At 66.4% G+C, this 17492-nt stretch carries 15 protein-coding genes; 8 read left to right on the forward strand and 7 right to left on the reverse strand.

Features of this window, described 5'->3' with window-relative positions:
• Positions 1 to 44 precede the first annotated feature (44 nt).
• From IB258_RS22850 to IB258_RS22870, 5 genes are all read left to right on the forward strand, one after another.
• Entirely contained in the window at positions 45 to 1070 is a 1026-nt protein-coding gene (locus IB258_RS22850) for an ABC transporter substrate-binding protein (RefSeq protein WP_192327210.1), read from the forward strand.
• Entirely contained in the window at positions 1067 to 1876 is an 810-nt protein-coding gene (locus tag IB258_RS22855; RefSeq protein WP_054459062.1) for an ABC transporter ATP-binding protein, read from the forward strand. Before IB258_RS22850 ends, IB258_RS22855 begins: the two co-directional genes overlap by 4 nt.
• Complete coding sequence (locus tag IB258_RS22860; RefSeq protein ID WP_054459065.1) at positions 1873 to 2649, forward strand: ABC transporter permease; 777 nt, start codon at positions 1873 to 1875, stop codon at positions 2647 to 2649. The genes IB258_RS22855 and IB258_RS22860 overlap by 4 nt, the downstream gene beginning before the upstream one ends.
• Positions 2650 to 2723: 74 nt before the next feature.
• Positions 2724 to 3350 carry a TRAP transporter small permease subunit gene (locus tag IB258_RS22865; RefSeq protein WP_054459069.1) on the forward strand — a complete coding sequence of 209 codons (627 nt, stop codon included), beginning with the start codon at positions 2724 to 2726 and terminating at the stop codon, positions 3348 to 3350.
• Positions 3351 to 3352: 2 nt separating this feature from the next.
• Positions 3353 to 5011, forward strand: coding sequence for a TRAP transporter large permease subunit (locus tag IB258_RS22870; protein WP_054459071.1), 1659 nt, complete (start codon positions 3353 to 3355; stop codon positions 5009 to 5011).
• Between the two features lie 35 nt (positions 5012 to 5046).
• On the opposite strand, the gene IB258_RS22875 is transcribed toward IB258_RS22870, so the two are convergent.
• The 4 genes from IB258_RS22875 to IB258_RS22890 form a co-directional block, all read right to left on the reverse strand.
• Positions 5047 to 5844, reverse strand: coding sequence for a class I SAM-dependent methyltransferase (locus IB258_RS22875; RefSeq protein WP_192353252.1), 798 nt, complete (start codon positions 5842 to 5844; stop codon positions 5047 to 5049).
• 301 nt (positions 5845 to 6145) lie between these two features.
• Positions 6146 to 6970 carry a class I SAM-dependent methyltransferase gene (locus IB258_RS22880; RefSeq protein ID WP_119451805.1) on the reverse strand — a complete coding sequence of 275 codons (825 nt, stop codon included), beginning with the start codon at positions 6968 to 6970 and terminating at the stop codon, positions 6146 to 6148.
• 122 nt (positions 6971 to 7092) lie between these two features.
• Entirely contained in the window at positions 7093 to 7776 is a 684-nt protein-coding gene (locus IB258_RS22885) for a GntR family transcriptional regulator (protein WP_125471616.1), read from the reverse strand.
• A gap of 11 nt (positions 7777 to 7787) precedes the next feature.
• The gene (locus tag IB258_RS22890; RefSeq protein WP_192353253.1) at positions 7788 to 9563 is read right to left on the reverse strand and encodes an IlvD/Edd family dehydratase; all 1776 of its coding nucleotides are present in this window, start codon (positions 9561 to 9563) and stop codon (positions 7788 to 7790) included.
• 220 nt (positions 9564 to 9783) lie between these two features.
• On the opposite strand from IB258_RS22890, the gene IB258_RS22895 reads away from it, so the two are divergent.
• Both IB258_RS22895 and pdeR read left to right on the forward strand, forming a co-directional pair.
• A complete protein-coding gene (locus IB258_RS22895) occupies positions 9784 to 10779 on the forward strand; it encodes a tripartite tricarboxylate transporter substrate binding protein (protein ID WP_054459082.1) in 996 nt (331 codons plus the stop codon).
• Between the two features lie 287 nt (positions 10780 to 11066).
• On the forward strand, positions 11067 to 13064 hold the full coding sequence (gene pdeR, locus IB258_RS22900; protein ID WP_192353254.1) for a cyclic di-GMP phosphodiesterase: 1998 nt from the start codon (positions 11067 to 11069) through the stop codon (positions 13062 to 13064).
• A 24-nt stretch (positions 13065 to 13088) separates the two neighbouring features.
• On the opposite strand, the gene IB258_RS22905 is transcribed toward pdeR, so the two are convergent.
• The gene (locus tag IB258_RS22905; RefSeq protein WP_054459094.1) at positions 13089 to 13973 is read right to left on the reverse strand and encodes a crotonase/enoyl-CoA hydratase family protein; all 885 of its coding nucleotides are present in this window, start codon (positions 13971 to 13973) and stop codon (positions 13089 to 13091) included.
• A gap of 346 nt (positions 13974 to 14319) precedes the next feature.
• Positions 14320 to 15063 (reverse strand): SDR family oxidoreductase, encoded by a 744-nt coding sequence (locus IB258_RS22910; protein WP_119451801.1) that lies wholly within the window; start codon positions 15061 to 15063, stop codon positions 14320 to 14322.
• 114 nt (positions 15064 to 15177) lie between these two features.
• On the opposite strand from IB258_RS22910, the gene IB258_RS22915 reads away from it, so the two are divergent.
• On the forward strand, positions 15178 to 16089 hold the full coding sequence (locus IB258_RS22915) for a LysR family transcriptional regulator (protein ID WP_054459096.1): 912 nt from the start codon (positions 15178 to 15180) through the stop codon (positions 16087 to 16089).
• Here IB258_RS22915 and IB258_RS22920 read toward each other — a convergent pair.
• Positions 16068 to 17462 carry a GntP family permease gene (locus IB258_RS22920; protein WP_119451800.1) on the reverse strand — a complete coding sequence of 465 codons (1395 nt, stop codon included), beginning with the start codon at positions 17460 to 17462 and terminating at the stop codon, positions 16068 to 16070. The two genes, IB258_RS22915 and IB258_RS22920, sit on opposite strands and share 22 nt — an antisense overlap.
• Positions 17463 to 17492 lie beyond the last annotated feature (30 nt).

Genomic DNA, 17492 nt, shown 5'->3' on the forward strand with positions numbered 1-17492 from the left:
CGCGGGGCGCGGCCGCGCTGTGTCGGCACATAACGGGGAAAATCATGCTCGCGGTATTCGCAAGAAACTGGCGCAACGCGTTGTTGGGCCTGGCTGCTGTCGCGCTCAGCGCGCCCGCCTGGTCCCAGGCTTTGGAGCCTTTGAAGGTGCGGCTGGACTGGACGCCCTGGGGCGTGCACGGCGCATTCCATCTGGCGCAGCAGAAGGGCTGGTACAAGCAGGCCGGCCTGGACGTGACGCTGGAGGACGGCAATGGATCCGTGACGACGGTGCAGATCGTTGGCGCCGGCGACAGCTTCGATCTGGGGCATGCCGCCCTGGCCTCGGCCATGATCGCCCGCGAGAAAGGCATGCCGGTCAAGGCCGTGGCTGTGTTCGCCAGGCAGAGCGACATCGGGCTGCTGGTGCCGTCCGATGCCGGCATCACCGGCCCGGCGCAGCTCAAGGGCAAGAAGGTGGCCTATACGGCGGGCTCCTTGGAAGCGCCGTTCATCGATGCCTTCCTGGCCGCGGGCAAGCTCAAGAAGAGCGACCTGGAACTGATCAACGTGGACGCCGCCAGCAAGGCGTCGACCTATGCCGTGGGGCGGGCCGACGCGGCATTCTCCACCATTCCGTTCTTCCTGCCCGTGGTGTCGCAGAATCGCCCGTCCAGCGCGGTGCGCTTCGCCGATTTCGGCCTGAACATGCCCAGTTTCGGCCTGTTCGCCAATGAGTCCAAGCTGGCGCAGCGGCGCGACGCCATCGCGCGCTTTGCGAGCGTCAGCGCGCGGGCCTGGGAGTACATCTACGCCGGTCACCAGGACGAGGCGGTCGCCGCCATCCTGGCGCAGCGGCCGCAGGCCCGGTTGGACAAGAAGGTGCTGCGCGGGCAGATCGACGCCTTGCAGCCGTATTTCGGCCAGCCGGCGGCGGGCGCGCGGCTGGGCGCCATCGTGCCGCAGGACTGGACGCAGGCCGTCGCCACCTTGTCGACGGTCGGGCTGATCAGCGCCAGCGCGCAGCCCGCCACGTTCTATGCGCCCGACCTGGTGCATCCGGAACGCTACGACAGCCTGGTGCAACCATGACGCAGTGGGCCGTGTCCGCAACGGACGTGCGCAAGCGCTACCCCGGCGCGGCGGGGGTGGAAGCGCTGGCGTCGGTGTCGGTCGACGTGCCGCGCGGCCGCTTCGTCAGCATCCTGGGACCCAGCGGCTGCGGCAAGAGCACCTTTCTGCGTTGCGTGGCCGGGCTGGAGACCGTTTCCAGCGGCGAGCTGCGGGTGGAGGGCGTGCCCGTGCAGGGGCCGCCGGACGGCATGGGCATGGTGTTCCAGCGCGACGCGCTGCTGGAGTGGCGCAACGTGCGCCGCAACATCCTGCTGCCGGTGGAGTTTGCGCACAAGCCGGTGGCCGCCTATGCCGACAAGGTGCGCGCGCTGCTGGCCCTGACCGGGCTGGAAAAGTTTGCCGAAAGCTATCCGCGCGAACTGTCCGGCGGCATGCGGCAGCGCGCCGCCATCTGCCGGGCGCTGGTGGACGATCCGAAGCTGCTGCTCATGGACGAACCGTTCGGCGCGCTGGACGCGCTGACGCGCGACCAGATGAACGTCGAGCTGCAGCGGATCTGGATGGAAACTCGCAACACGGTGTTGTTCGTGACGCACGGCATCGCCGAGGCGGTATTCCTGGGCGACGTGGTGATGGTGTTCTCGCCGCGCCCGGGCCGGATCCTCGAAACCATAGAAATCGACCTGCCGCGGCCCCGGCCGCTGGCGTTGCGCGAGACGCCGCAATTCGGCGAATACGTGCGGCACATCCGCGGCATGTTCCAGAGCATGGGCCTGATAGATGAGGGCGCGCGCGCCGCGTCCGGACTGGAGTCCGTCCAATGAGCGCGCTCTTGAAAGGGGCGGGCCGGCGCATGGCCGGATTGGTGTCGGTGCTGGTCTTCCTGCTGCTGTGGGAAGCCGCCGCGCGGATCTTCCATGTACGCGCCATCATGCTGCCGCTGCCCGGCCAGGTGGCGCTGGAGCTGGCCGCGGAATGGAGCTGGTATGCCGGCCACGCCGCCTACACACTGATGACCACGCTGGCGGGCTTTGCGCTGGCAGTGGTGGCCGGGGTGGCGATTGCCGTCATGCTGGTGGGGTCGCGCTGGTTCGAACGCTTCATCTATCCCCTGATCGTGGCGCTGAACAGCGTGCCCAAGGTCGCCATCGCGCCGCTGTTCGTGATCTGGATGGGCACGGGCGCGGAACCCAAGATCGCCATCGCCTTCCTGATCGCCGTGTTCGCGATGATCGTGGACACCGTCCATGGCCTGCGCTCGGTGCCGCAGGACGTGCTGGACCTGGGGCGCGTGCTGAAGGGTTCGCGGCGCGATTTCTTCTTCAAGGTGCGGCTGCCCAGCGCGTTGCCTTCGATCCTGGCGGGCATGAAGGTCTCGATTTCGCTGGCGCTGGTGGGCGCCATCGTGGGCGAGTTCGTGTCCTCGCAGCGCGGTTTGGGCTACGTGATCATGAGTGCCCAGGGCACCTTCGACACGGTGCGGGTGTTCGCCGCGATCTTCGTGCTGGCCCTGATGGGCATGCTGCTGTTTGCCTTGCTGGTGTGGCTGGAACGGCGCCTGACGCCCTGGCTGCGCCACCACCGCGAAGACGATTGATGGGTTCAAGCCCGGGGCACCACGGGCTGAATGTGGGGCAGGTGCGTGATTAGAAACGATTCTGGGGAAAACAGATGCAAGCACTACTCGCCTTGTCGCGTGGCATAGACGCGATCAATCTACGCATGGGCCGGGCCGTGTCCTGGGTCACGCTGCTGGTTGTGCTGGTCAGCGCCGGCAACGCCATCATGCGCAAGATATTCCACGACAGCTCCAACGCCTGGCTGGAGCTGCAGTGGTACATGTTCGGCGCCATGTTCCTGCTGACCGCAGGCTACACCCTGCTGAAAAACGACCACGTCAGGGTGGACATCATTGCGTCGCGGCTGTCGCGCCGCGCGCAGATCGGGATCGAGATCTTCGGCGTGCTGTTCTTCCTGATGCCGGCCTGCCTGCTGATCATGTACCTGTCCTGGCCGGTGTTCATGGATTCGTACCTCAGCAACGAATATTCCTCCAATTCGGGCGGACTGATCCGCTGGCCGGTGAAGCTGCTGATTCCGGTGGGCTTCGCGCTGCTGGTGCTGGCCGGGCTGTCGCATCTGATCAAGTGCGTGGGCTTCCTGATGGGACGTTGCCGCGATCCGCGCGAACGCGAGGGAGCCAAGAGCGCGGAAGAAGAACTGGCCGAGGAAATCGCCCGCGAAGCGCAGGCGCGCGAGGCGGCCGCGCAGAACGAACTGAACAACAAGGGTCGCTGATCATGGAGTTTCTCATTGCCAATCTGGCGCCGATCATGTTCGCGACGCTGATCATCTTTCTACTGTTGGGCTTTCCGGTGGCGTTCGCGCTGGCGGCCAACGGCATCCTGTTCGGCCTGGTCGGCATGGAGCTGGGCCTGCTCAACTCCTCGCTGTTCCAGGCGCTGCCGCAGCGGGTGTTCGGCATCATTTCCAACGACACGCTGCTGGCGGTGCCGTTCTTCACGCTGATGGGCCTGGTACTGGAGCGATCCGGCATGGCCGAGGACCTGTTGGAGACCATAGGCCAGCTGTTCGGCTCGATCCGCGGCGGCCTGGCCATCGCGGTGGTGTTCGTGGGCGCGATGCTGGCCGCGACCACGGGCGTGGTGTCGGCGTCGGTCATTTCCATGGGCTTGATATCGCTGCCGATCATGTTGCGCAACGGCTATGACCGCAAGCTGGCCAGCGGCGTGATCGCCGCGTCCGGCACCTTGTCGCAGATCATTCCGCCTTCGCTCGTGCTCATCATCCTGGCGGACCAGCTTGGACGTTCCATCGGCGACATCTACCGCGCCGCCATGGTGCCGGGCTTCATCCTGGCCGGCCTGTACATCGTCTATGTCGTCATCATGAGCCTGCTGAAGCCGGATTCGGCGCCCGCGCTGCCGGAAGAGGCTCGCCGCTTCCAGGAGCCGAATGGTGGCCGCGGCGGACGTTCGCTGCTGGTGCTGATGACGATTTCCGCCGTGTCGGCATACTTTCTGGGCCGCTGGGTCGAGAACCACACCGCGCCGATGGATGAGCGCATCGTGGTGGCGCTGCTGTTCTGGGGCGCGACCGCCTTCGTCATCGCGCTGGTGAACAAGGCGCTGGGCCTGGGCCTGCTGTCGGCCCTGGCCGAGCGCGTGACCTTCGTGATGATCCCGCCGCTGGCGCTGATCTTCCTGGTGCTGGGCACCATCTTCATCGGCGTGGCCACGCCGACCGAGGGCGGCGCCATGGGCGCGGTGGGCGCCATCCTGATGGCGGTGGCGCGCCGCCGCCTGTCGCTGGACCTGCTCAAGCAGGCGATGGATACGACTACCAAGCTGTCTTGCTTCGTCGTGTTCATCCTGGTGGGTTCCACCGTGTTCGGCCTGACCTTCCGCGCCGTCAACGGCGACCTGTGGGTCGAGCATCTGCTGACCGGCTTGCCGGGCGGACAGTGGGGCTTCCTGATCGTGGTCAGCATCCTGACCTTCGTGCTGGCATTCTTCCTGGACTTCTTCGAACTGGCGTTCATCATCGTGCCGCTGCTGGGGCCGGTGGCCGACAAGCTGGGCATCGACCTGATCTGGTTCGGCGTGATCCTGGCCGTCAACATGCAGACCTCGTTCATGCATCCGCCGTTCGGATTCGCGCTGTTCTACCTGCGGTCGGTGGCGCCACGGGACCGCTACAAGGACCGGGTCACGGGCAAGATGATCGAGCCGGTCACGACGGGGCAGATCTACTGGGGCTCGGTGCCGTTCATCGTGATCCAGCTGCTGATGGTGGCCGCGGTGATGGCCTTCCCGGGCATGGTGATGCACTACAAGGGGACGGCTGCGGTGGTCGACCCGAGTTCGGTCTCGCTGGAGGTCGGGGGCAGCGGCTACGGGGGCAGCGCCTACGGCGCGGACGCCAATCCGTTCAAGTGAGGTGGCAGGGGCGTCCAGGGGACGCCCCTTGATCTTTAGGGCTTGACTGCGTATGTGGCCAGGAACGTCGGCAGGAAGCGGTCGATCAGGAAGCGCGGCTGGGGCTGTTCATCTTCATAAAACCCCTTCAGCAGGAACCCGGCTTCCAGCTGGCCGCCGATCTGTTCGCCCAGGCTGTGCCCGAACACCAGCGCGTCGCCCCGGCCTTGCTTTTCCGCCAGTTCCGATGCGCTCAGGTCGCGCAGGTCCGAGTAGGGCAGCCGGAAGCGCGGCCGGATCAGGCCCTGCTCGGTCAGTTCCGGCGCGCGGTCGCCGACGAACACGACCGGGTTGTAGAAGCTGCTGAGCAGCCTGCCGCCATGCTTCAGCACCCTGAAGCACTCCCGCCAAACAGGCCGCACGTCGGGCACGTACAGGTTGGAGATCGGATGCACGATGCAGTCGAAGGACGCGTCGGCGAACGCCGAGAGATCCCGCATGTCTCCCTGCACGGTTGCGAGCGCCAGGCTGTCGCGGCGCGCGACCATGTCGTCCTGGGCCAGTTGCAGCGGCGAAGCGTCGAACACGGTCACGTCCGCGCCGGCCGCGGCCAGCACGGGCGCCTGTTGGCCGCCGGCGGAGGCCAGGCACAGGATGCGCGGAACCGGATACATCGCCGGCAGCCAATCCGCGGGCAGGGCGCGCGGCGTGATGTGCACCTGCCAGTCTCCGCGGCGCGCGGCGTCGATCGTTTCGGGGCCGACCGGTTGCGACCAGGCGCATTGCTGCGCGGCCTGGCGGTCCCAGGCGGCGCGGTTGTGTTCATAGATATCGATGGTGTCAGTCGCAGGCATTGCGTTTTCCTTCTGTCAAAAGGGGAAAACTGCCGATGGACACGCGATCCGCGAGCCTGTGCCTGAAGGGAGCAGGACGCGGCGCGCCGATAGGGGCCAGGTCCTGCAAGACATCAGAATCGAACAAGCAATGCGGCTCGCGCGCCAGGCAGCGAGGGGGGCAAGATGCGTGGGCATCCCGGCATTTACTTGTTCACTCTGAGTGCTCCGGTGGAAGGGGAGAAGGTTGCAAGCTTAACCGGGACGGCGCGGCGGGACAAACGGCCGCCCGCCGCCGGTTCATCGCGCGGCCGTCGCGCAGCTATGCGCCGCGCGGCGCCGTGATCACATGCGCCTGGATCTTTCCTGCGATGGGCCCCGCGCCGTAGCGCGCACGCAGCGCATCGGTCGCGGCATGGACCGCCTGCCCCAGCATGTCCGCGCCGCGGGCCTCGATCTCGTTGCGCAGCGGCGTGCCCTGGCAATAGGCGATTGCAGCCGTCTGCGGCGTGTCGGCGCGGCTTTCGAATGCAATGGTTTCCAGCGTCTGGCGGCCGGTGAATCCGGCGCGGGCCAGGTCGGCTCTGATGACGGCCGCGTCGTAATAACCATGCGGAATCCGGCTCATGAACCTGGGAGGATCACCGGGGAACAGCCGCGCCAGGGCCTGTTCCACCGTATCGGCAAACGCGTTGTCCTCGATGCGGTCCCAGACGTTGAACAGGAAGGCGCCGCCCGGCCGCAAGACCCGGCGCGCTTCGGCGTAGGCCGCAGCCTTGTCCGGCAGGAACATGTAGCCGAACTGGCACACCACGGCATCGAAGGCCTGATCCTCAAAAGGCAGTTGCAGGGCGTCGGCCTGGCGCCAGGTGATGGCGCGGCTTGCGCCCAGCGTCTGGGCTTGTTCCAGCATGGCCGGGTTCAGATCGGTGGCGACGATGGCCGCGCCGGCGGGCAACTGCTCCGCGAGTTGGCGCGTCACTACGCCTGTGCCTGCGGCGATCTCCAGCACGGCCGCAGGATGCAGCGCCGCCGTTCGTGCGGCGATGTCTGCGGCATAGGGCTGGAAGACGAGAGGAACCATGTACCGCTGGTAGAACTGCGGGATGGATCCGGAGAAAACACGATCACTAGGAGCAGTGTTCATGATGTTCGACTCCAAAGCGGCCGCGCGGGGCGGTCTTCAGATTCAACGCAGCCGCGTCCTGTGGCTGGGAACACCATTTTAGGCGCGGCGCGGTCGCCTGGCGACCGGCGCCGGGTGTGGGCTCATGCCCCCAGCCGCGCCTGTTCCGCCGCCAGATAAGCGTCCCGCGACGGCAGCAGGTGCTCCCGGCACAGCGCCATCAATCCCTCCCGGTCGCCATCCCGCAGTGCGTGGATCATGGCCCAGTGTTCCTGGCGGGCGCGTTCGCGGTAGCCGGCCGCGGCCAGCGAACCGAAGCGGATGGGGTGGGTGCGCCGGGCGTATTCCTCGATGGCCTGGCCCAGCACCGCGTTGTCCAGCAAACCGAAGAACTCGCGATGAAAGCGCTGGTTGCTGCGGAACACGCGGCGCGCGTCGCCATCGGCTACCGCCGCATCGTGTTCGCGCTGCACGGCCACCAGCGCCGCCAGCCGCGCCTGCGGCACGGGCAGCGGGATCTGGCTGGCGGCATGCACTTCCAGCATTTGGCGCAGCGCATACAGCTCCATGACTTCGCGCACCGCGTATGCGCGCACGACCGCGCCGATGTTGCGCTTTTTTTCCACTACGCCCAGCGCCTCGAGGTCGGCCAGGACCTGGCGCACCACATGGCGCTTGAGCGAAAAGCGCGCCATGAGTTCATCTTCGGTCAGGCGCTGGCGGGGGTGCAGCCGGCCGAAGACAATGTCTTCTTCCAGGATGGCGACCGCGGCCTGCGCGGCGTCCGGGGCCGGCATCGGCATGGAGTCGGGTGCGATGGCGTCCATGGGCTTGCCGCCTACTTTTTCGGCACGGTGTCGCGCGTGACGGCGGCGCGCAGGAAGTCGAAGTCGACGCCCTGGTCGGCCTGGGTCACGGTCTGCAGGAACAGCTTGCGGTAGCCGCGTTCGGCGACGGGGCGGACGATGGGCTGGGCCGCGGCGCGGCGCGCCAGTTCGGCGTCGTCCACCAGCAGCGCGATCTCGCGGTTGGCCACCGACAGGCGGATGCGGTCGCCGTTCTGCACGTAGGCCAACGGGCCGCCGATGGCGGCTTCGGGCGTGACGTGCAGCACGATGGTGCCGGCGGCGGTGCCGCTCATGCGGCCGTCGGAGATGCGCACCATGTCCTTCACGCCGGCGCGCGCCAGCTTCCTGGGGATGGGCATGTAGCCGGCTTCGGGCATGCCGGGCGCGCCGGTCGGGCCGATGCGCTTGAGCACCAGGATGTCTTCGGCGGTGACATCCAGCGCCTCGTCGTCGATGCGCCGCGCCATGTCCTCGGCGTCCTCGAACACGACGGCGCGGCCCTCGTGCTCCATCAGCTTGGGATTGGCGGCGGATTGCTTGATGATGGCGCCGCCCGGCGCCAGATTGCCGCGCAGCACGGCCAGGCCGCCCACCGGGTAGATGGGCGAGGCCGCGGTGCGGATCACGTCCTGCGCGAAGGCGGGCGGGGCGTCGTCGAGTTCCTCGCCCAGCGTGCGGCCCGACACGGTCAGCGCGTCCAGGTGCAGGTAGGGGCGCAGCTCGCGCAACAGGGCCGGCATGCCGCCGGCGTGGTGGAAGTCTTCCATGTAGTGCTGGCCGGAGGGCTTCAGGTCGACCAGCACGGGCGTTTCGCGGCTGATGCGGTCCAGGCCGGCCAGGTCGATGTCTATGCCCAGGCGGCCGGCGATCGCCGTCAGGTGCACGATGCCGTTGGTGGAGCCGCCGATGGCCAGCAGCACGCGCAGGGCGTTCTCGATGGATTTGCCGGTAAGGATGCGGTCGGGCGTCAGGCGCGAGGCGGCCATGGCGACCGCCGTGGCGCCGGTCTTCTCGGCGACGCGCACGCGGTCGGCGGTGACGGCCGGGGCCGACGCACCGCCGGCCACCATCATGCCCAGGGCTTCGGTGATGCAGGCCATGGTGCTGGCCGTGCCCATCACGGAACAGGTGCCCACGCTGGCGACCAGCTGGTTGTTCACGTCCGCGATCTCGGCCGTGTCGATCTCTTCGGCGCGGTAGCGGCCCCAGTAGCGGCGGCAGTCGGTGCAGGCGCCCACGCGCTCGCCGCGGTGCGAGCCGGTCAGCATGGACCCCGTGACCAGCTGGATGGCGGGCACGCCGGCAGACGCCGCGCCCATCAGTTGGGCCGGCACGGTCTTGTCGCAGCCGCCGATCAATACCACCGCGTCCATGGGCTGGGCCCGGATCATTTCCTCGGTGTCCATGGACATGAGGTTGCGCAGGTACATGCTGGTGGGCTGGGAGAAGCTCTCGTGCACCGAAATGGTGGGAAAGTCCATGGGCAGGCCGCCGGCCAGCATGACGCCGCGCTTGACTGCTTCGACCAGTTGCGGCGCGTTGCCATGGCAGGGGTTGTAGCTGCTGCCCGTATTGACGATGCCTATGATGGGGCGCGACAAGGCGTCGTCGGTCAAGCCCGCGCCCTTGATGAAGGCCTTGCGCAGGAACAGCGAAAAGCCGGTGTCGCCGTAGTTGGTGAGCCCGCGGGCCACGCCTCGAGCGGTGGCGCCGTCACTGCTGAAAGGGCCCGGCGCGGCTGCGTCCTTCTTGATCTCGTCCTTCATTATTTATCTCGATAATATTATTGATAATCTGATGGCGGCATCATATCCAGCCTTTGAAAGTGGCTGCAAGCGATTTATCGGCGCCTTTTGATTGATCCTGTATGTAGATCAGTCGATAGAAAAATTCTGATTCTTCAATCAAGAAGGTGAACCTACACTGGCGCGGTTGACGAGCCGGGCGTCCGTTTCATTCCTATACTCATCCCGGCAGGAGACCTACATGTCAGACCTGCGTCTGCGGCCGCGCCGCGCCGTGTTGTTTTCCCTGCTGGCCTTGTGCGCCGGCGTGTCCGCTCCCGCCCTGGCCGCCGACGCCTACCCCGACAAGCCCATCCGCATGATCGTGCCGTACCCGCCCGGAGGCGCGACCGACGTGATCGGCCGCGTGCTGGCGCAGGAGCTGACCGGCGCGCTGGGCCAGTCGGTGATCGTGGAGAACCGCGCGGGCGCCGCCGGCAACATCGGCGCCGACCAGGTCGCCAAGGCGCAGCCCGATGGCTACACGCTGCTGATGGGCGCGCTGACCAGCCATTCCATCAACGCCGCCTTGTACCGCGGCCGCGTCACCTATGACGTGGAGAAGAGCTTCGCGCCGGTGTCCATCGTGGGCACGGTGCCGCTGGTGTTCGTGGTGAATCCGTCGGTGCAGGCGAAAACGCTGGCCGAGTTCATCGCGCTGGCCAAGTCCAAGCCCGGGTACATCACCATGGGTTCGGCCGGCAACGGCTCGCCGCAGCATCTGGCCGCCGAAATGTTCAAGCGCACCGCCGGCGTGGACGTACTGCACGTACCCTACAAGGGCAGCGGCCCGGCGATGACCGACCTGATGGGCGGGCAGGTGCTCAGCATGATCGAGACCGTGCCCGCGGCACAGGGCAACATCAAGGCCGGCAAGCTGCGCGCGCTGGCGGTGACGTCGGCGCAACGCGTGGACGCGCTGCCGGACGTGCCGACCGCGGCCGAAGCCGGCCTGAAGGATTTCGAGGTCAGTTCGATGTTCGGCATCGTGGCGCCCGCCAATACTCCGGCGCCCGTGATCCAGCGCTTGAATGGCGAACTGAAGAAGATCCTGGCCAAGCCTGAGGTCCAGGCCTCGCTGCTGAACCAGGGCGCCATCGCCACCTGGACTACGCCGGCCGACGCCGGCGCCCGCGTGTCGGCCGAACTGGCGCGTTGGACCAAAGTCATCGACGACGCGGGCGTGAAGGGGGATTAATACCCCTAAAGTTGTGGCTATACGTCACCCGCCGGAAGTTCCGCCCGGAACCTCCGGCGATTTTGTTTGCGCGCGCGCTCGTGAAAGACGCAACAAGGCTTGCGCGCAAACTGGGGAATACGCACTGAAAAAAGGGTGGATGCAAACTTTTGCGCTATGAACCGCCAAAGGGGACGCAATAAATCGCAATAAAACCCTCGCGAGATTGTATACAGTGGTTGACCCCGAATAGACTAGGCCGTAATGTAGTTTGCGGGCCTTCCCGGGACGGCAGAAGGGGGATAACAATGACAGACGACCAGGACGAAAAGTCGATTCTGTACACGCATTTCGGAACGCACAGTCCGTATTGGCGTCTGTCCGCCGATAGCGACGCGTTCGAACTTGCAGCAGTCAAGGGCGCAGCCAATATCGCAATGGCATTGCGCCCGGAACAAGCCGAGACGATACGCAGCCTGACGGGCATCACTTCCAGCGTGCGCATCGACATCTCGTTGTACGGCGACATGCTCCGGCTCCATCTGGTGGGCCGCAAGATCAATCCCAACGAATGGGCCGGCACCGCGTCCGCCCATTCCGATACCGAATCCGTGGCCAAGGATCTGGTCGAAGGCCTGTCCTTCGCCGAGACCGTCGTGTCCGAGGCCAACTCGGTCATCGTCATCGTGGACCAGAACGGCCGGGTGCAACGCTTCAACAAGCTCAGCGAGGAATACACCGGCAAGCGCGAGCAGGACATCATCGGCCGCAGCGTGTTCGAGATGTTCATGACGCGCGAAGAGGCAATCGCCTCGCGCCGCAATATCGCCGAGTTCTACAAGCGCGGGCAATCCTACGAGGCCGAGCGCCTCATCAATACGGTCAAGGGACCGCGCCTCTTCCTGTTCCGCAACAAGTTCGTCACCAGCGGCAGCGGCGAAAAGCGCGTCTACCTGATCTGCTCGGGCACCGACATCACCGAGGAACGCCAGGCGCAGGAGCGCCTGCGGGTGCTGGCCAACACCGACATGCTGACCAACCTGCCCAACCGTCACGCGATCACCACGCGGCTGAAGACGGCGTTGGCGGCGGGGCAGGATGGACGGGGCGGCGTGCTGTTCCTGGACCTGGACAATTTCAAGCGCATCAACGACCACTACGGCCACGGCTTCGGCGACCGTCTGCTCAAGTCGGTGGCGGTCGCGATCTCGTCCTGCTTGGCAGAAGGCCAGACGCTGGCGCGGTTGGGCGGCGACGAATTCATCGTGCTGCACGAGGCCGCGCAGACCTGGGAACTGGAGGCGACCGCCCAGCGCATCATCGAACGGCTGCGCGAGCCTTTCCGTCAGGGGCTGATCGAGGTCTACACCAGTTGCTCCATCGGCATCGCCATGTATCCCGACCACGGCGCCGACCTGGACAGCGTGGTGCGCAGCGCCGACATCGCCATGTATGTGGCCAAGGAAGCGGGACGCCATACCTACCGCGTATTCCAACCCGAGATGGACCGCCGCAACGCGGACTACGTCTGGCTGGACACCAATCTGCGCAAGGCGCTGGCCGAAGACCATCTGATGCTGTATTACCAGCCCAAGCTGGCCGGCCGCAACGGCGAGGTCGATGGGGTCGAAGCCCTGGTGCGCTGGCGCTCGCCGGAGCGCGGCATGGTCGGCCCCAGCGTCTTCATTCCCTATGCCGAGGAATCCGGCCTGATCTCGCCGCTGGGCGTGTGGGTCATGCGTGAAGCGGCCAGGCAGGCCGCGGCCTGGAAGCGCGACGGCCTGAACATCCGCATCGCCATCAACGTGTCGGCGCGGCAGTTGAACGACAAGGGCGTGGTCAGCGACTTCATGCGCGCCATCGGCGACGCCAGTCTGGATCCCTGCCTGCTGGACATCGAACTGACCGAAAGCTGCCTGATCGACGACGAAGGCGCCGCCATCGAACTGATCAAGCAGTTCCGGCAACTGGGCGCGCGCGTTCATCTGGACGACTTCGGCACGGGCTATTCCTCGCTGTCGCAGCTTGCCCGCATTCCGCTGGACGCGATCAAGCTGGACGCGAGCTTCGTGCGCGGCGTCAACGAGAACCCGGTGTCGCAGGCGCTGGCGCGCGCCATCGTCGCGGTGGCGCGCACGCTGGAGCTGAAGGTGATCGCCGAGGGCGTGGAAACGACCGAAGAGGCCGTGTTCGTCGACACCCTGGGCGTGGACGCCAAACAGGGCTACCTGTACGCCAAGCCCATGCCGGCGGCGGAGTTCACCGCCTGGCTAGCCCAGCGCCGCCGGCTGCATCTCATTGCCTGACGCAGCCGGCAGCGCCTTACCGCATCAATGCATGGTGGCTTCCAGCGCGGACTCCGCGCTGGAAGAACTGCGGCGGTTCTGCGCCATCACCAGGCGCTCCATGTAGGCGCGGTCCTTCGGGTCGATCGAGAACGCGGCTTCGACCCAATCTTCCGTGATGTCCATCAGCTCCGAGCGCGACAGGCTCAGCACGCGCTGGCGCGCGCGCAGCATGGCGCGCATGCCGTTGAGCTTGGGCCGCATCACGTCGATGAAGGTGCGCGTGGCCTTGTAGGCGTCGCCCGGCTCGAACAGCACGTCGACCAGGCCGCGGCCATGGAACCATTCGGCGGTATGGGATTCGCCCGTGCCGATCAGCTCTTCGGCCAGCTTCATGCCCGAACGCCGTGCCACCAGCGAGTAGCCGCCCATGCCAGGGAAGAGGTTGAACGCCATTTCAGGAAAGCCCATGCGGGCGGTGTTCTGCGCCAGCACGAAGTGGTGGGCCAACGCGGCCTCGAAGCCGCCGCCCAGGGCGGTGCCTTCGATCATCGCCAGCGAGATCGCGCCGGTGTCGAAGCCGCGGGTGGCGGCATGCACGCAATCCACGCAAGCCCGGGCGTACGCCCGCAGCGCTTCGCGCTTGCCGGTGCGTATGGCTTCCGCGAAGAAATTCAGATCGCCGCCCACGTTGTAGATCTGAGGAACGAGCGAGCCGGTGACCCAGAAATCGATGGGCAGGCCGGAGTCTTTGGCGGCGCGCGCCAGGGTCATGATCTCGTCGATCAATTCATGGTTGAAGCACGGACGCGGTTGAGCGCGCAGCATCATCCACATGACCCGACGTCCCTCCTCGTAGAACGCCGAGAGCTGCTTCAGGTTGCCTGCGGCGGTGAAGGGGTGGCAATCCGGATGAATGAGTTGATTCATTTACTTTCGTCCAATTGATCAAGGTGAGTCGGAGTACTACGGGATCAGCCTAATACAGACCTTCCGGCTCTCGTCTCATGCAAACCTCGTCCAGCTGGCCAGACTTGTCCGTAAGTCAAAGGCCCGAGTGATCAACGGAGAAACGCGATGAGCGGACGCAACCGCTCAACCCATCAGGCGATGGGGGCATGGGTAAAACGGATGAGGGATACACGCAAATTCGCGGCTATCGGGGCGATGCGCCGCGCGCGCGCCAAAGGCTGCGCGCTCATGCGTAGGGATGAGGGATGGCGCGGCCGAGCGGCCGCGCGCGGACTTGCGTTTTGCGGTTCTGGGATGGGCCGGGTCAGGCGACGCCGCCGTTGGCGCGCAGGATCTGGCCGTTGACCCAGCCTGCCTCGGGGCCTGCCAGGAACGACACCACGTTGGCAATGTCATCGGGCTGGCCCAGGCGTTCGAGGGGCGGCATCTTGGCGTAGTGCTCGATCAGCTCGGGACTCTTGCCGTTCAGGAAGAGGTCGGTGGCGACGGGGCCGGGCGCCACCGCGTTGACCGTGATGCGGCGGCCGCGCAATTCCTTGGCGAACACCTGTGTCAGGCTTTCCACCGCTGCCTTGCTGGCGATGTAGACGGAGTAGTTCGGCAGGTTGAGCGCGATGGTGGTGCTGGACACGTTGACGATGCTGCCTCCGTCGGCCAAGCGCGTGGCAGCTTCGCGCAGCGTGTTGAAGGTGCCGCGGGTGTTGATGCCGAAGGTCTGCTCGTAGAGCTCGTCGCTGGTCTCGGCCAGCGGCACCATCTTCAGGATGCCGGCGCTGTTGACCAGGACGTCGATGCGGCCCAGTCCCGCTTCCACCTGGTCGAACATGGCGCGCACCTGGTCCGCCCGGGACACGTCGGCGCGCACTGCCAGGGCGCGGCCGCCCGCGGCGCGGATTTCGTCGGCAAGCGCCTCGGCCTCGGCGGCGCTGGAGGCGTAGTTGATGGCGACGGCGTGGCCGTCGCGCGCCAGGCGGCGGACGATGGCGGCGCCTATGCCGCGCGATCCGCCGGTGACGAGCGCGATGCGTTGCGTGGCCTGGGTGTTCATGTCGTATCTCCGGTTGGATGGGGGTGAGGCGTATCTTGAACTATTCCAGAAAAAAGATAATTACTCTATATTCGCTAACATAATTTCATCTGCATTAATAATGGGCGAGTGACAATGGACCGGTTCCAGGAAATGCAGGTGTTCGTGCGCATCGCCGAAAGGCGTAGCTTTTCCAAGGCGGCAGAGGACCTGCAGATTCCGCGGCCCACGGTCACCAATCTGGTCAAGCGGATGGAAGCGCGCCTCGGGGCGCGGCTGCTTGAACGCACCACGCGCCAGGTGCGGCTGACCCATGATGGCGAGGCCCACTACCAGCGCTGCGTGCGGCTCCTGGCGGATCTGGAAGAGGCCGACGGCGCCTTCCTGGACACCTCGCCCAAGGGCCTGTTGCGCGTCAATGCGCAGGGCACGCTGGCCAGGTTCTTCGTCATGCCCGGCCTGCCGGCCTTTCTGGAACGCTATCCCGACATCGTGCTGCAACTGGGCGAGGACGACCGGCTGGTGGACCTGGTGCGCGAAGGCGTGGACTGCGTGCTGCGCACCGGCACGCTGCAGGATTCCTCGCTGGTGGGACGCCAGATCGCGCTGATGCCGCAAGTCACGGTGGCCAGCCCCGCCTATCTGGCGCGCCACGGCGAGCCGCGGCGGCTGGAAGATCTGGAAGGCCATCGGGCGGTGGACTATCTGTCCAGCGCCACTGGGCGCAGCCTGCCGCTCGATTTCATGGTCGACGGCAAGAACGTGCAGGTACGCCCCAGGGCCGTGGTCAGCGTGACTGGCGCGGAGCTCTACACCGGTGCGGCGCTGGCCGGCCTGGGATTGGTGCAGGTGCCGCGCTACCGCGTCGAGCGCGAGCTGGCGGCGGGCGAGTTGAAGATCGTGCTGCCCGGCGCGCCGCCCGCGCCCATGCCTGTGTCGGTGCTGTATCCGCAGAACCGCCAGGTGTCGGCGCGGGTGCGCGTCTTCACGCAATGGTTGGCGGAGGTCATCGCCGCCGGCCTGGCTCAGACGATGCCGGTCAGGTAGTACACCGCGATCGCCAGGAAGACCGAAGTGGTCGATATCAGCGTGATGGCGAAGATGTCGCCGTAGGACTGCCGGTGCGTCAGGCCCGTGACCGCCAGCAACGTGATCACCGCGCCGTTGTGGGGCAGCGTGTCCATGCCGCCGCTGGCCATGGCGGCGATCCGGTGCAGCACTTCCATCGGGATGCCCGCCGCGTGGGCGCTGTCGATGAAGGTCTGCGCCATGGCCGCCAACGCGATGCTCATGCCGCCCGAGGCGGAACCCGTGATGCCGGCCAGCGAGGTCACGGCCACCGCCTCGCCCACCAACGGGTCGGGGATGGCCTTGAGCGCGTCGGCCACCAGCAGGAAGCCGGGCAGGGCGGCGATGACGCCGCCAAAGCCGTATTCCGCTGCGGTGTTCATCGAGGCCAGCAACGCGCCCGACACCGCGCTCTTGCTGCCTTCGGCGAAATGCGCCTTGATGCCGCGGAACGAGAACAGCAGGATGGTGACGATGCCCGCGATCAGCGCGCCCATCACCGCCCACAGCGCCACCTGGTCCTCGGCGTTGACGGGCATGGGCTTGGGCAGGCCCGGCAGCGCGACTTCGGAGCCGGCCGGATACCAGCCCGGTATCCAGCGCGTCAGCAGGTAGTTGGCGACGCCCACCACCACCAGCGGCAGCAGCGCGATCAGCGGATGGTGCTCGCGTTCATTGGGCGGCGTGACCGGTTCGTTGCGCAGGTCGGTGCCGTAGGTCTCGCCCGCGGCTGCCGCGCGCTTGCGCCGCCACTCCAGGTAGGCGATGCCGGCGGTCAGCGTGAAGCAGGCGCCGATCAGGCCCAGCCACGGCGCGGCCCAGGTGGTGGTTTCGAAGAAAGTGGTGGGGATGATGTTCTGGATCTGCGGCGTGCCGGGCAGCGCGGTCATGGTGAACGTGAACGCGCCCAGCGCGATCGCGCCCGGCATCAGCCGTTTCGGGATGCCGCCCTGGCGGAACATCTCGGCCGCGAACGGATACACCGCGAACACCACCACGAATAGCGACACGCCGCCGTAGGTCAGCACCGCGCAGACCAGCACGATGGCCATGATGGCGCGTTCGGCGCCGATCAGGCGCAGCACTGCCTGCACGATGGCGCGCGAGAAGCCCGACAGCTCGATCAGCTTGCCGAACACTGCGCCCAGCAAAAACACGGGGAAGTAGAGCTTGGCGAAGCCCGCCATGCGCTCCATGAAGATGCCCGAGAACACGGGCGCCAGCGCCGACGGGTCGGTCAGCAGCACCGCGCCCATGGCCGCGATGGGCGCGCACAGGATCACGCTATAGCCTCGATACGCCGCCAGCATCAGGAACGCCAGCGCCGCCACCACGATGAACAATCCGGTCATTCGGTACTCCGGGAATGAAGAGATAAGGGG

This window comes from Achromobacter sp. ACM02 (genome assembly GCF_014851605.1).
In the GTDB taxonomy this organism is placed as follows: domain Bacteria; phylum Pseudomonadota; class Gammaproteobacteria; order Burkholderiales; family Burkholderiaceae_B; genus Achromobacter; species Achromobacter aegrifaciens.